Genomic DNA, 15,255 nt, shown 5'->3' on the forward strand with positions numbered 1-15,255 from the left:
AACTGATAATTGTTCTCAATTAAAGATTGTATTAGGCTTTCGTCCTTTTAGCCATAGACAATTCTCTATCAAATGATGGACTTTTTACGGAAAAAAAGATAAAAGGTCCTGAATGACTCGTTGATGACTGGCTGCTGTGTATTCACGCCAAGGGTCAGAAGCGAGTGGATAGACTGCTTGTTGACTCACAGCCTTGAGATTTTGCCAAGCCTCCTGTTGCTTTAACTTTTGATAAAATGCAATGGTTTTTGGCTCCTTATGCAAGAAGAGGAAGATGGCGTCTGGGTCTAGCTGTTGTATGGAGCGAATGCTGATTTTTTTTTCTATTAGCTGACCATCATTCTGAAAAGCTGGCAGAAGACCAATGTCATGAAAAATCACTTCTGACATGGTGCGATTTACAGACAAGTAGAGCTGATCTTGAAAGATACGAAGAGGCAGGACGGTTTTTGGTGGATGATCAACAAGGCATGCCTTTTTCGCTTGAATGACGATTTCCTCGTAATGAAGCAACCATTCTTCTGCTTCCTTCGCTTCGTTCAGGAACATAGCTGTTTGTCTGAATTGAGCGCGCCAATTCAATTGTGTGAATGGAACAAAGTGAACAGGACAGATGGTTTTCAACACTTGTTTTTCTTCCTCTGTCACATGATCATTGGCAATGATCAGCTCAGGTTTTGTTTCCTTTAATTGCTGTAAATTGGCTTCAGCGTGCTCGTTGATACGATGTGCACTCAGGTGAATCGGAATTTCTTCTGCATGATGCTCAAAATCATGTGCTGTCCATTTAGGATGAAGAGGGGCAGCATATGGGATGATATGAATTGGTGTGAGCTGACCGAGTATGGAATGACCATAGGCTGCAATTTTCCGCTGACGGCTTTTCATATAAGCAGAAGGGGTCATGCCAGTTTTTTTCTTAAAGATGCGGCTAAAGTAATAGGGATCTTGATAGCCGATTTCCAGTGCAATGTCTTTGAGCTTTGCATTGCTTTTTGCCATTAACTGTTTGGCTCTAGCCATCCTTTTCTTGGTGATATAATCAGTGACACTCACATCAAAATGCTTTTTAAATAGCTCACTGTAATGATTGGCGCTGATGCCAGCCATATGAGATAGACTTGTAAGGCTGAGGGGTTCTTCGGAATGTTGATCAATATATTGTTTTGTTTTGAAAAGGGCATGTGCCGTGTCACAAATATCTTCTTGATGCAGTGTGAAAAGCTGCATAATGAGCTGTTGAAAAAGAGTTTGGCTTCTAAAAAAGCTAATGGATTCAGGTCTTTTCCATTCCTCTGTCATTTCAGGCAGTAAAGAATGAATTTGTTCAATCGAGCTAATATCGATAAATTGCCATACATTCAGTAAAGAACGGGCATGTTCAGTTGATACTTCTCCTATGTTTTGATCTTGCAGTGTGTAGAGCTGAAAGCGAAACAGATAGAGCTCGTGTTTTCGATAAGGCTCTGTTTTCAACATAAATGTTTCCCCAGGCATGATCGTATAGAGTGTCAGATTTTTCAATCGCCATTTTTGATCGTTCAATGTGAGTAAACCGCTGCCGCTTATGCTGAAGAGGAGGCAGAATGTATCTGATAGCTGTTGCTCCGTATGCGGAAGCTCTGTATTATTTATTTTTTCAGTATATGTTAATCGATAGATGAATTGTTCGGCATTTGCCATTGTACGTAATTGATTGTTATTTCCCATAAAACCACCTGATCTCATAATGATTGATAAACATTCTCAATTAAATTGTAGCAGAAAGGGCTGGAAAGATGGTGATGTTTATTCTGTCAAAAAAGCACCCTGAGTGAGATCAGGGTGCGATGGTTTATTCCGTTTTTCCATGTGCTAGGGCAGGTTCTTTTGTTAAGCTTAAAGGCCGTAAGTCCTGCCAGTGTGTCTGGATATAATCGATGCAGGCATTTCTAGTGTCTTCACCAAAGACCTTTTCCCATCCATCTGGCACTGGTGCAAATGATGGCCAAAGTGAATGCTGTCCTTGTTCATTGACAAGCACAAGAAAGACACCGTCTTCACGATCAAAGGGATTTGTCATTTGTCATCTCTCCTTTATTCTTAGTGCTTTTGTTTGACCCGATGCAGTGTGTTGTCTAAGATGACACCAATTTCTGCTAGGGGTTTAGGCTGGCACATGTCTTTGTGCCGGCAATGAATGTCGTGCTGTTCAATTTTTCCGTTGATATAAGGTGCCCATGCTTCGGGATCAATTGGTGTAAACCAATCTGGGATAATGGTAGATCTAAAGAATAATATATCTCCATGATAAGTTTTTGGCTGATATTCTCCGAGCAATCGAACTGAATTGACATAGGTTTCTTTTAGATTTCTAATGGCATCTTCACTTAAGCTTGCTAGTGCACTGCCATCTTTTTTCAAGATGTCGACGGCACTTTTCATTGTGAGCGGTTCATCTGTTAAGGTATCTGGATCATAACCGCCGAGCGCAAGAAGAGCGATTAGTGCTTCTTCTTCATCAGGTGCTTCTTTAATCGGTAAGAAATGGTTCGGATAGGCATCCAGCATCGCAACGAGTGAGATTTCTTCACCTTGCTGCTGGAGCTGTGTAGCCATTGCCTGTACAACGTTTCCGCCTAGTGACCAGCCAAGAAGATGATAAGGGCCTTTTGGCTGAATCGTTTGGATGTGCTTGATATAATCCGCAGCCATATCATCTAGTGTGCGCGGGTAGTCATCTTTTCTTGCGATTCCTCGTGCCTGTAATCCATAAATAGGGATGTCTTTCTCTAATGTATTCAAGAGACCTGCATAGCACCAGCTAAGACCACCTGCTGGGTGAACACAGAAGAGAGGATATCTTTCTCCATTTGTTCGTAGTGGCAGCAAGATTTCTAGTGCGTTTTCATCGCTTCCTGTTTCTAGTTTCTCTGCCAAACTTGCAACATTTGGTGCTTCAAACAACGTTCCGATGCTTAGTTTGACACCAAGTGCATCACGAATGCGGCTGATTAAACGAACCGCAAGTAAGGAATGCCCGCCAATGTCAAAAAAGCGATCGTCAATGCTGATTTTTGGCAAATCAAGCACCTCTTCAAAGAGATGACATAGGATTTCCTCCTTCGGATTTCTTGGGCCGCGGCCATCCGTTTGCTTTATATGCAATTGAGGTGCCGGCAGTGATTTTTGATCAAGCTTCCCGTTTGCTGTAAGTGGCATGGTATCAATCTGTACATATGCCGCAGGCACCATGTAATCAGGAAGACTGGCTGCGGCAAAATGACGAAGGGTCTCTGTATCGAAACAGTCTTCTTCAGTTGTTACGATATATGCGACTAAGCGTTTGTCACCAGGCTGATCCTCTCGCATAATGACGGCAACTTGTGCAACTGCATCGTGGCGTGCCAGAACGGCTTCGATTTCTCCAAGTTCAATCCTAAACCCGCGTATTTTAATTTGGTGATCAGCTCTGCCAATGTAATCAAGTGCCCCTTCTTCTGTCCAGCGTGCGAGGTCACCTGTACGATACATCCTTGTGCCAGGTGCTCCATAAGGGTCGGCAGGGAATCGATCTGAGGTCAGGTCAGGCCTGCTTAGATAACCTCTTGCCAAGCCAGCTCCAGCTACATACATTTCACCTGTCGTCCCAGGGGGAACAGGTTGTAGGTATTCATCTAGTACGTAAACGTGTAGATCAGGAATCGGTTCGCCTATTAAGCTACTGGATTTCTTTGCGATCATGTCTCGATTGAGTATATTGTACGTAACGTGTACGGTGGTTTCTGTAATGCCGTACATGTTAATTAGCTTTGGCTTACAGTCTGGGTGACGGCTGTACCAATCTTCTAATCTGCTAAGCTCTAATGCTTCACCGCCAAAGATGACATAGCGGAGTGATAATGCTTGACCAAGTGTCTGTTGTTCCTTGTCTATCTGCATGAGCTGATAGAAGGCAGAAGGTGTTTGATTAAGCACAGTCACACCTTCCTCGACTAGAAGCTGCAGCATCTCTTCTGGAGAGCGAGAGATGGTATGAGGTACAATGACAAGTCGACCTCCATATAAAAGTGGTCCCCATATTTCCCATACTGAAAAATCAAAGGCATACGAATGAAACATTGTCCAAACATCTTCTTCATCAAAATGGAACCAATGTGCAGTAGATGTCAGAAGACGGATGACATTTTGGTGTGGGATGACCACTCCTTTTGGTTTCCCTGTAGAACCGGATGTATAAATAATATAGGCCGGATGCAGAGAAGATAGTGGCTCAATTCTGTCTATATCAGCCGGATTGTGATTTGGCGTAGTCAGCAATTGATCGCTCGTTTCTTTTTCGTCTAACAAAATCAAATCGCAATCAGCAGGGAGATGCACTGCATCTGCTTTTGTTGTGATGCTGCAAACGGGTTTTGCATCTTGTATCATGTATGCCAGCCTGTCTGCTGGATAGTCAGGATCAAGCGGAACATAGGCTGCGCCTGCTTTATGAACGGCTAATAAGCTTACGAGCATATCGATTGATCTAGGCAGGGCAAGTGCAACGAACTGTTCTGGTCCAACGCCTCTTTCTATTAATAAATGAGCAAGACGATTGGCTTTGTTGTTTAACTCTTCATAGGTAAGCTGTTGATTGCCATCCGTTACAGCCACTCGATCAGGGTATTGCTGCGCCGTTTTTTCAAATAAGGCTGGGAGACTAGGTGCTTGGTCTAACTGAGCGAATGTCTTTTTGTCAGGGAGAAATGTTTGTCGTTCTTTATCCGACAAAATGTTCACTTGACCAATCGGCAGGTGTGGGCGCTCAGCTACTTCTGTTAAAAAGCGCTTCATTCTGTCAGCGATTGCTCGAATGGTGCTTTGTTTAAATACATCTGTACTGAATTCAAACAAACCTGTTAATCCTGCTGCTGATCCAGTTTCAGTTCTTTGTTCTGTCAATTCGATGGTCAGATCAAATTTAGCTGACCCTACTGGTTTCACGTAGAGATCTGAGTCAAGTTGTGTCAGCTTCATTTCCGCCTTCGGTGTATTTTGGAAGGCAAGCATGACCTGGAACAATGGATTGCGTGATCTGGATCGGGTTGGATTTAGGATTTCGACTAGCCGTTCAAATGGCAGATCCTGATGCTCATAGGCTGCTAAGTCAACGTCTCGAACTCGCTTCAATAGCTCACTAAAGGTTGGATTACCAGCTGTATTTGTACGTAATACTAGTGTGTTCACAAACAATCCCACAATGTCGTCAAGTGCATCGTCATTCCGTCCAGCAATTGGACTGCCAATTGGGATATCTGTCCCCGCCCCAAGGCGTGTCAGTAATGCTGCAAGTGATGCTTGAAGCACCATGAACAAACTCACTTGATGCTGCTTTGCAAGCTCAAGGAGCAGCTGGTGTAAAGCGGGCTCAATCGTAAAGTCTATCGTAGCACCGTTGAAGCTTCCTTCTTGTGGACGCGGGAAGTCATAGGGAAGCTCCAGTTCTTCTGGCAGGTCATGTAAGGCACCTGTCCAATAGCTTAGTTGCTTGGCAAATAGACTATCCGTCTCTTCTTCACTGCCCAACAGCTTCTGCTGCCAAATAGCATAGTCAGCATATTGAACAGGTTCGGCTGGCAAGGAGAGTGATTTCCCTTGTATACGTGCTTCGTAAGCAGCAGCTAAGTCTCGTGTCAATGGTGCAAGTGACCAGCCGTCACCAGCGATGTGATGCAGCAATAGAAGCAGTACGGATCGATTTGCATCAAGCATGAATAAATCTGCTCGCAGTGCGGGTTCTTCTTCAATCTTAAAGCTATAGCGAATGGCTTCGTTTAACTGATTCTCAATTTGTTGATCGCTTGAAGCTGTGACATGGAGTTCAGGCTGAACACTTTTTGGATGTAAAATGACCTGTCTTGGCATGCCGTTCTTATTTGGAAAAATGGTTCTAAGGGTTTCATGTTTTTCAGTGATATCTGCCAATGCACCAATTAAAGCTTTTTGATCTAGTGTACCTGTCAGCTGAATGACAAGTGGGATATTGTAAGTTGGACTTGGCCCTTCAAGGCAATGAAGGAACCAGAGCCGTTTTTGGGCAAAGGATAACGGAATCTCATCTGGCTTGTTTTCTACCTGAAGCGGCGGCCGAATGTCCTTCGCTTTGTCAATGTGCTGCGCAAGCTCAGCAACTCGAGGTGATTCAAAAATGGTACTCATGCTTAGGTCTGCACCAAGTGTATCGCGTATACGTCTAAGCAGACGAGCGGCGAGTAAGGAATGTCCGCCTAAGTCAAAGAAACTATCATCTATGCCAATTTGAGATAGGCCAAGGGTTTCTGCAAATAAACTACATAACATGTCTTCTTGGGGCGTTCTAGGTGTACGGTCAGAACTAACTAAAGACATATTTGGTGCTGGTAATGCTTTGCGATCGATTTTGCCGTTTGGTGTAAGTGGAAGGTCTGGCAAAACGACAACAGCAGAAGGCACCATGTAATCAGGAAGTGATGCAGCCACAAACTGCCTGAGCTCTGAAGGGTGCAGAGAAGTGCCATCTGTCAGCACAACATACGCACAAAGCAGCTGTTGTCCAGGTTGATCCTCACGAACGATAACAGATGTATGCTTTATGGATTGGTGTTGCATAATCACGGTTTCGATTTCACCTAGTTCAATACGGAAGCCGCGGATTTTAATTTGATGATCGGCACGGCTGATATAATCAATTGAACCATCCTCACGCCATCTGGCTAAATCACCAGTACGATACATTCTCGTGTCTTTTGTACCGAATGGATCAGCCACAAAACGTTCAGCCGTTAAATCATATCGTCCAAGATATCCTCTGGATACTCCTTCACCTGCAATATAAAGTTCACCGATTGATCCTGCTGGGACAGGGTTTAGCCCTTCATCTAAAATGTAAATACTCGTATTCCAAATGGGTTTGCCAATTGGCGGCCCGCTATTCTCTTGATGTGCTGTGACATTTTCCATCGTAGACCAGATCGTCGTTTCTGTAGGTCCGTACAAATTGGTAATGTCGCATTGAAGAGATTGCAATGTGTGCAAAAGGGAGGCAGGGAGTGCTTCTCCTCCAACAAGAACACGCATACCTGTTATCACGTCAGGGTATTCATCTGCCAATACATGCCACAACGTTGGTGTTGCCTGCATGATTGTGACATGATGAGAACGAATCATGTCTGAAAGCTTTGCTGGCTCTTGTATGATTTCTTTTTTTGCCAATAAAAGAGCAGCCCCATGTAAGAGTGGGAGGAACATTTCTAGCCCGGAAATATCAAAGGCAATGGTCGTTACCGCTAAAAGCTGGTCTCCTTGATCTAATAAAAATGAATCTTGCATGGACAATATAAAGTTGATCACATTTCGTTTTGTTATAACAACACCCTTTGGTTTGCCTGTCGATCCTGACGTGTAGAGGATGTAAGCCGGGTGATGTGGAGAGCCTTCGTTCCAGGTCGGATTGAGATGCGGACTCCCTACGATCTCCTGATAAACAGTTGAATCATCGAGTTGAACGATGTGTGGATGGTCCAAACGGTCTGCGGTCTCTTTGACTGTGAGCAAGCACGCTGGTTTGGCATCATTTAGCATATAGGCGACACGATCGCTAGGGTAATCAGGGTCTAATGGCAGATATGCGGCTCCTGTTTTGACGACGGCCAACAGACTTACGACCATATCGATGGATCGAGGCAGAGCAATTGCGACAAATTGTTCTGGTCCGATGCCATGCCTTTTCAAATAATGAGCTAATTGATTTACCCGTTGATTTAACTCTTCGTAGGTCAAAGTGGTTCCTTCAAACTGTATTGCTTTTGCTTGTGGTGTTTTGCTGACTTGTTTTTCAAATAGTTCCCGTAAAGATTCTTTTGGTAATTCTCGTTTTGTATCATTCCAGTGCTTGAGGATGTTCTCTTTTTCTTTAGACAAAAGAAGGTTGAATTGACTGATTGTCTGATCTTGTTCTAGTCCAGTTATTTCCTCCAGCAATTGAAGAAAACGATGCTGATGAGCGTCAACTGCTTGCTCTTTGTAAACGGCAGGGTTTGCATCAAAGTCGATTTGAAATCCGTTCCCGTCCGCGCGGTCGTATATGTTGATCGATAAATCATCTACGGGTCCTGCTGAAAGATTATGTGCTTGACCAATGCTCTGATCGAACATGAGATCATAATCAAATGGCATGATATTGATCTGTGGGCCGAATAATCGTTGATTTCTTCCGATGAGTTTAAAGTCTCTCCGCATGTCTTCGTGACGATATCTTTGATGAGGCCGAATGGCTTTCAGTTCATCAGATACTTGGCGAACAAGTGCTGAGAGCGTCATTTCTGGTTTGCATGTTAAACGAAGCGGTACTAGGTTCATGACCATTCCGGGTGTTTGCAAGGCGCAAGATCCAAGGCGCATCATAACAGGCAATCCTAAAACAATATCGTGTGCACCAGTCATACGATGCATATATAGAGCGGATGCGGCAAGAATCATTTCATGCCAAGTACAACCGAAAGCTTGAGCAATTTTTTTCATTTTGCTTACCTTTTCAGCATCATAGCTAGCGGTTTTTCGGATAAAATCATCTGAAGTTCTTGGGGCAAGCTCAGCAAGGCTCACAATTTCAGGTTGATCAGCAAAGCGATTTTTCCAAAACGCTCGATCCTCTTCATACCGATTGGACTGTTGATAGGTGATCTCCTCTTGGACTACGTCATGTAAGGCTCCAAATGTTTGAGGAGGCACAGGTGTCCCTTTCGATAGGGCTGAATAGACCTCAGCAACACGGCGTGCAATGAGCGAAAAGGCGAATCCATCAATGGCAATGTGATGAATGCGCTGATACCAGATAAATCGGTCGTCAGCAAGTTGAAAAAGTACTTCACGGAATAATACATCTTTCTCTAAAGAGACTGATGTTGAAAGATCTGCATTCATCCATGCTTTAGCCGCATCAAGCGGCTGTTTTTCATATTGTAAATTGATATATTGAAATGGAATCTCTTTCTTAGATGTAAACCATTGCTTTGGACCGTCAGTATCCTCAACGAAGCGCATATACAAGGAATCTGCTTCTAAGACAGTCTTTCTAATGGCTGCTTCAAAGTGTATGGGGGCAATATAACCTTTAATATCTATATACTCAGCTGTATTGAAAATGGGATTAGATGGATCAAGCTGCTGCGCATACCATATGCCTGATTGGGCACCGGTTAGTGGGAATGAATCGACTGACTGGATCGACAAGGGTCTATACCTCCTTTACATGTAATCGATATTTGGGATAGATGGCTGTTTTTCTGGGAAAAGAAGAGTTCGCCAATGAGTGAGCGTTGGATTTGCTGCAAGCTCAACGAAATTGACTGTCATTCCTTGCTGTCTCCACTTTTCCGCTAGGCTCATCATTCTAATAGAATCAAGCCCAAGGTAGACGAGATTCTCGTCAAGCGGTATTTCATTCGGCTTGATTTCGAGATACTCAGCTACTTGGTGAAGGATGGCCTCAAAAGATAGGTCATCTTCTGCTTCCTGTCCTGTTAAACGACTAATGATTTGGTTTGTCGTTGTGGTGACCGCACAGCGTTCAGCTGCATAGGTCATTGCCATTTTGTGATGCTTAAGTGAAAAGTCAGCAACGGCATCGGCGACAAAAAAGGTTTCAATATCGAGCATGAATGCTTCTGCGGCTGTCAGCATACAGCCAATATGTGCATATACGCCAGTAATGATCAGTTGATCACGCCCGCCTTCTTGAAGAATATCTAAAAAATTGGATTTTTTGAATGCGCTATAACGCCATTTTGTCAGCATTGTATCTGCTTCAGATGGAGCAAGCTGATCAATGATTTTTGTCAATGCTTCATCATCACCAAGTCCAGGTCCCCAAAAATCTGTTAATAAGGCACGATCCTTCGGGTCTTGGTCACCAGGTTGAGCTGTATAGACGACTGGAATGCCAAGTTCATTGCATGTATTACGTAATTGTTCAATATGTTGAACTAACTCTGTGATCGGTGATGTATCTTGTTGAAATGCATTTAAAAAATATTGCTGCATGTCATGTATCAGCAGAACAGCACGTTTCGGATCCGGTATCCAGTTCACTTTATTTTCGGGTAAATCTTGTGTGCTCGGCATTGGATACGCAGGAATAGTAGGGATTGCCATGGTTTTCACTCCTCTTTTTTTATACGTTGGCAGTATGGATTGCAGCTAATTCTCTTAATGCTTTTTTACTGACTTTGCCTACACCTGTTTGTGGGAACGCATCGATCCATTCAATGCGGTCGGGAATTTTATAGGCAGCGAGCCCGCGTTCTCTTAGAAATGACTTTAATGCGTGTGGTGCTGGCTTGTTGTTTCCTTTCGCAATAACAAAGGCACATGAGCGTTCGCCAAGAAACGGATCTGGCATGGACACCATGGCGGCATCATGAATGTCAGGGTGCGCAAGTAAATGGTTCTCAACTTCTTCAGCGGCAACCTTTTCGCCACCACGATTGATTTGATCCTTGTCTCTGCCTTCTACAACAACATTTCCTTCTTTGGTTAATCGCACGATGTCACCTGTTCTGTAAAAGCCATCGGGTGTAAATGCTTTTTTGTTTTGTTCATCAGCTTTATAGTAGCCACGAATCGTATAAGGTCCTCTTGTTAAAAGATGTCCAGCCACTTCATTCGGGACGGGCTTGTCCTCATCATCTACCACTAGTACCTCATCATATTCAGACATCGGGCGTCCTTGTGTATGAATAATGACATGTTCAGGATCATTTAATCTGGTATAGTTGACCAGACCTTCTGCCATGCCAAAAACTTGCTGTAATTTACACCCAAGGGCAGGCATCACTCGTTTTGCTGCCTCAGCACTGAATTTAGCACCACCTACTTGCAAGACCTCAAGGCTGGATAAGTCATCTGATCGATGAGGAGCAGCCTCTAGCCAAATCAATGCGATAGGTGGAACGACAGCGGTAATGGTTGCTCGTTCTTTTTCAATGAGTGGAAAGACTACATCAGGGCTTGATCCAGGTGCAAGAACGACTCTTCCACCTGCGTATAACGTCCCAAGGACTCCAGGCGAGCTTAATGGATAGTTGTGTGCAACTGGAAGTGTAGCTAGATACACACTATCTTGTGTAAGCTCGCACACCTCATTGCTTTTCCAAAGACTATACATATAGTCATCATGTGTGCGAGGAATGAGCTTTGAAAGGCCTGTGCTGCCTCCAGATAACTGAAGAAACGCAATATCGCTTGCCTCTACATGAATTTGAGGATCGAGTGATGGGTCTTTGCGCAGATCATCCAAGGAAAGGAATTCCTCAGCTTCCCCTGCGACAATGACATGAGGTAATGAGGAAAGCTTTTCTTTCACTTGACGTGCGAGTGATCGATAATCAAAGCCGCCATCGATATCTGGTATGACATATGCGTCTGCTTCGGCAAACTCAATGAAATAAGTGATTTCACTGCTTCTATGAGATGGTAGCGAGAAGACGGGTAAAGCACCGATTCGAAATAAAGCGAAAATGACTTCAAAAAAAGCAGGAATGTTAGGAAGCTGAACGACAACTCGACTTCCCTTTTGAATTCCAAGCTGATGAAAACCGGCGGCAAGACTGCTGACGCGCTCATCAAGTTCTTGGTAGCTCATGTGCGTATCAGCATATGTAATTGCTGTTTTATTCCCTAACGATGCGGCGCGTTCACGAAGCATGCCGCTAAAGGTTTCCCCACGCCAACAGCCGTTTTCACGGTAGCGTTTTGCAAATTCTTCTGGCCATGTAGGTGGTTGAACAAACATGTTTTGTCATCTCCTATGTATTTTTATAACTGATGGATGCCCATCGCATGAAGCATCGTGTTGAATTTTGCAGATGTTTCGGCTAGCTCTTCTTCTGCCTTTGATCCTTTGACCACTCCTGCACCAGCAAAGAGGCGAAGGGAGTGCCCCTCAGCTTCTGCACAACGAATGGTGACAATCCAATCACCATCACCATTTGCATCTGACCAACCGATCATTCCTGTGAAAAATCCTCGATCGAAGGGTTCAATCGCTTGGATTGCTTCACGAGCATCTGCTGTAGGTGTTCCGCATACTGCGGGTGTTGGATGAAGGCTAAGCGCTAAATCAATTGAGGATACACCTGCATCTGCTAATTCACCTTTAACGACAGTAGATAAATGCCACATCGTTTCTGTTTGTATGACGGATGGTGATGCAGGCACATCTAGTGTATGACAGTAAGGAGCAAGCGCTTTAGTGACAGCATCGACAACCACTGCATGCTCGTGTAAATCCTTCGCTGAAGTAAGGAGTTCATCGTGACGACGCTGGTCTTCTACTGGATCTGAACTGCGTGGCCGAGAACCAGCAAGTGGATTGGAAATAACAGTTGAACCAGTTTTTGAAAGAAGCAGCTCAGGGCTTGCCCCAAGCAGTGTGCGCTTTTGGGAAGATTCCGGGTCAGCTACATTTGTAGCAAACGTATAGCCAGTCGTATTATGACGAGCAAGTCGTTCAAGTATTGCTTTCGTATTAATTTCTCGATTTGATTTGAGATGGAGAGATCTAGAGAGTACGATTTTGCTAAGCTCTCCTTTCTCAATTTTAGCTAACCCTTCGTTCACACCATTCATGTAGACATCTGGAGAGGGGACAGGTGTCACCTCATAGGATGGAGCTGCCATTTCCGACTCCTCATCACCTTGATGAAATTCGAGTGGATCACTAAACTGTACATGGATTGGAACACTTAAACGAACGGGTTGCGCCGGATCAAACGGAACAGCACCAGCAACAATCGGTGTTCGAATACCAGCTTGTTTGGCAGCGTCAAATACGTGAGCTACCCTTGTGGATAGTTCATTTAGCTGATTGGTTTCAATATGCTGGAAAATCCCTTCTGCCAGTATCGTACGTTTAGGGGAAGCAAGGAAAAAAGCGCCTGGCTGATAGTCTTGAATCAACTGTACTTTTTCTTCTGACGACAATAATGAATGTTTCATGAAAAGGCCTCCTTTTTGATGAAATGCTAGATTCCGAGTGTTGCGCCACCATCAATCGTGAGATTCTGCATCGTAATATGACTGGATTGCTCAGATGCAAAGAAGATTACTGCATCAGCGATGTTTTGAGGATCAGCGATTTTTTGTAAAGGAATACCGGTTTTATACGTCTCTAATGAACCTTTAATCACCTGATCTGCTCCTTGTTCATCAGACCATAAAGCCCATTGCATAGGTGTTGCGGTAGAGCCAGGAGAGACGACATTGCATCTGATTCCATAGGCTGCTAGCTCTAATCCAAGCGTTTTTGTAAAGGAAGTAGCTGCGGCTTTTGATGCGGCATAGGCAGCCATATTCATTCTAGGGATGGCACCTGCGTTAGAGCTGACGGTCACAATGACCCCTTCTGATCTTTTCATCATGTATTTGGAGACAGCTTGAGATACGTAAAAGACACCATGTGTGTTGACTGCGAAGGTTTGTTGCCAGTCATCTGCACAAAGCTGGTCAATAGAACCGATTCGAAGAATGCCTGCTACATTGACTAGTAAATAAATGGGTCCGAGCTGCTTTTCAATTTGATCGACAATGTGCTGAACAGAAGCTTGATCGGTAATGTCACCTGGATAGGCAAAGGCGCGTATGCCTTCATCATTCATTTGTTGGATGGTGCTTTGCAGCTGATCTTCATTTGCGTCAACTGCTGCAATGATCGCACCTTCTTCGGATAGTCTTTTTGCGACTGCTTGCCCAATACCTTGTCCTGCGCCTGTGATAAGGGCAATCTTTTGAGATAGACCACTATGTTTCATGTGTTCACTACCTTTCTTTCATGTCTGTGGTTGTTAAAGGATCATCATGATAGAGTGCAAAACGGAAAGCGTAATTCATCAGCACCGGTAAAACGGACGTATGTCCTTCTTCAGGGAACTCATGATAGGCCGTATGTAAGCCATATGAGGATAAAGGCAACATACGATTTGCTAGTGACTTTGCATGATCATTCATTTGACATGGATGATGTTTTTCTAGCTCACCTACACCTACAAACAGCCTTACATCCATAGGCACCTGACGTATACGGTTGGTGAATTGGTATTCTTTTTCTAGAAATAATTTTTTATTCCAGTGGATAGAAGGACTGCCCGCAATATATGTCTGATAAGCATCAGGGTGCTCAAATAGTGTGTGTAATACAAAAAGACCGCCAAGAGAATGCCCAAACAGTGTTTGACGACTCAGGTTGATCGGAAAGCGTTGCTCGATATAAGGCTTTACAGTCTTTTCTAAAAAAGAAAAGAAAGCAGAGGCCCCGCCATATGTATGGATGGAGAAGTCCTTTCTTTTGCCCCCAATGGAAGCATCAGGGCTGGTAAGAGTGAGATCATAATGCCTGAGCGGATGATAGGGCGCTTCTGTCTGATAGCCAATTCCAACAATGATGGCAGGTACGACACCTGTTTTTTCAGGTCTTCTTGACTGTAAACGAATGGCTTCGACCATTGTGCCAAAAAGTGAATTCCCATCAAGCACGTACATGACTGGAAAACCAGCCGCTGGAGGAGTAGTATTCGGTTTAAATATAAAAAGTCTGTATGGGTGCGCTGTGATATCCAGTTGCTCCGTCCCAGGTATAAAAAAAGGACGGCTTTCTCCGAAAAGTGAATCCTCAGTACTCATTCCTTCAGGGCGTTTGGACATATGTAAAAAATCTCCTTCCTCAAATTCGACCCTCATACGATGATAAAAGCAGGCTTGCGGATATTGGATGAGTGTAGTAATTGAAGAATGGTTCCTCCAAATGAAAATGATTCTCAACTATCACGCAAGCAAATCAAATGATAATGGTTATCAATTATGAAGTCAAATGTTCATTAAGTTGTGTATTTGACATTTTAATCTTAATATTCAGAAAATAACGGACTAACTCACTAACAAATGATTTGAAATAGGGAATACCGGACCTTGTCATTTAAAAAGAGGAGAAATGTCAAAAGACCTTGACTGCCTCGGAATATTTACCATTTTCTTCTGTTTGATTCAGGAATAAATATAGGTTTTTCTTCTCGAAATAATTTTGAGGAAAAATGAGTCTATAGACCCTCTTATATTTTTAGGCAAAAAGAGGAGGATTTTGCAAAAAGCTGGTGATCATATCTCACAACTTATTCAATATCATGCGTAGCTGTTTTAAAAGTGGCGAAGTATAGCATCCAAAATTCAACAATTAAAAAAGTAAGGTGTGTACCCTTACTTTTT

8 protein-coding genes are annotated in these 15,255 nt (G+C 43.6%); all 8 read right to left on the reverse strand.

The window, feature by feature from the left end:
* Nucleotides 1-84: 84 nt before the first annotated feature.
* The 8 genes from C6Y02_RS16505 to C6Y02_RS16540 all read right to left on the reverse strand — a co-directional run bounded on the left by C6Y02_RS16505 (nt 85) and on the right by C6Y02_RS16540 (nt 14,697).
* On the reverse strand, nt 85-1,710 hold the full coding sequence (locus C6Y02_RS16505) for an AraC family transcriptional regulator (RefSeq protein WP_106031721.1): 1,626 nt from the start codon (nt 1,708-1,710) through the stop codon (nt 85-87).
* Nucleotides 1,711-1,834: 124 nt separating this feature from the next.
* The gene (locus C6Y02_RS16510) at nt 1,835-2,062 is read right to left on the reverse strand and encodes an MbtH family protein (RefSeq protein ID WP_025093680.1); all 228 of its coding nucleotides are present in this window, start codon (nt 2,060-2,062) and stop codon (nt 1,835-1,837) included.
* A 20-nt stretch (nt 2,063-2,082) separates the two neighbouring features.
* A complete protein-coding gene (locus C6Y02_RS16515) occupies nt 2,083-9,231 on the reverse strand; it encodes an amino acid adenylation domain-containing protein (RefSeq protein WP_106031722.1) in 7,149 nt (2,382 codons plus the stop codon).
* Between the two features lie 15 nt (nt 9,232-9,246).
* Nucleotides 9,247-10,152 (reverse strand): isochorismatase family protein, encoded by a 906-nt coding sequence (locus tag C6Y02_RS16520; protein WP_106031723.1) that lies wholly within the window; start codon nt 10,150-10,152, stop codon nt 9,247-9,249.
* 19 nt (nt 10,153-10,171) lie between these two features.
* A complete protein-coding gene (locus C6Y02_RS16525) occupies nt 10,172-11,791 on the reverse strand; it encodes a (2,3-dihydroxybenzoyl)adenylate synthase (RefSeq protein WP_106031724.1) in 1,620 nt (539 codons plus the stop codon).
* A gap of 23 nt (nt 11,792-11,814) precedes the next feature.
* Nucleotides 11,815-12,996 (reverse strand): isochorismate synthase DhbC, encoded by a 1,182-nt coding sequence (gene dhbC, locus C6Y02_RS16530; protein WP_106031725.1) that lies wholly within the window; start codon nt 12,994-12,996, stop codon nt 11,815-11,817.
* Nucleotides 12,997-13,022: 26 nt separating this feature from the next.
* Nucleotides 13,023-13,808, reverse strand: coding sequence for a 2,3-dihydro-2,3-dihydroxybenzoate dehydrogenase (locus tag C6Y02_RS16535; protein WP_106031726.1), 786 nt, complete (start codon nt 13,806-13,808; stop codon nt 13,023-13,025).
* A 7-nt stretch (nt 13,809-13,815) separates the two neighbouring features.
* Nucleotides 13,816-14,697: an alpha/beta hydrolase gene (locus tag C6Y02_RS16540; RefSeq protein ID WP_106031727.1), complete on the reverse strand. Its 882-nt coding sequence runs from the start codon at nt 14,695-14,697 to the stop codon at nt 13,816-13,818.
* Between the last annotated feature and the right edge of the window lie 558 nt (nt 14,698-15,255).

The organism is Bacillus sp. NMCC4 (assembly GCF_002998555.1).
Taxonomy (GTDB): domain Bacteria; phylum Bacillota; class Bacilli; order Bacillales; family Bacillaceae; genus Bacillus.

Bases quoted from the DNA above. Each gene is read 5' to 3' on its own strand.
- C6Y02_RS16535 (WP_106031726.1), bottom strand. From the start codon at position 13,808: ATGAAACATAGTGGTCTATCTCAAAAGATTGCCCTTATCACAGGCGCA.
- C6Y02_RS16520 (WP_106031723.1), bottom strand. From the start codon at position 10,152: ATGGCAATCCCTACTATTCCTGCGTATCCAATGCCGAGCACACAAGAT.
- C6Y02_RS16540 (WP_106031727.1), bottom strand. From the start codon at position 14,697: ATGTCCAAACGCCCTGAAGGAATGAGTACTGAGGATTCACTTTTCGGA.
- dhbC (WP_106031725.1), bottom strand. From the start codon at position 12,996: ATGAAACATTCATTATTGTCGTCAGAAGAAAAAGTACAGTTGATTCAA.
- C6Y02_RS16510 (WP_025093680.1), bottom strand. From the start codon at position 2,062: ATGACAAATCCCTTTGATCGTGAAGACGGTGTCTTTCTTGTGCTTGTC.
- C6Y02_RS16525 (WP_106031724.1), bottom strand. From the start codon at position 11,791: ATGTTTGTTCAACCACCTACATGGCCAGAAGAATTTGCAAAACGCTAC.
- C6Y02_RS16505 (WP_106031721.1), bottom strand. From the start codon at position 1,710: ATGGGAAATAACAATCAATTACGTACAATGGCAAATGCCGAACAATTC.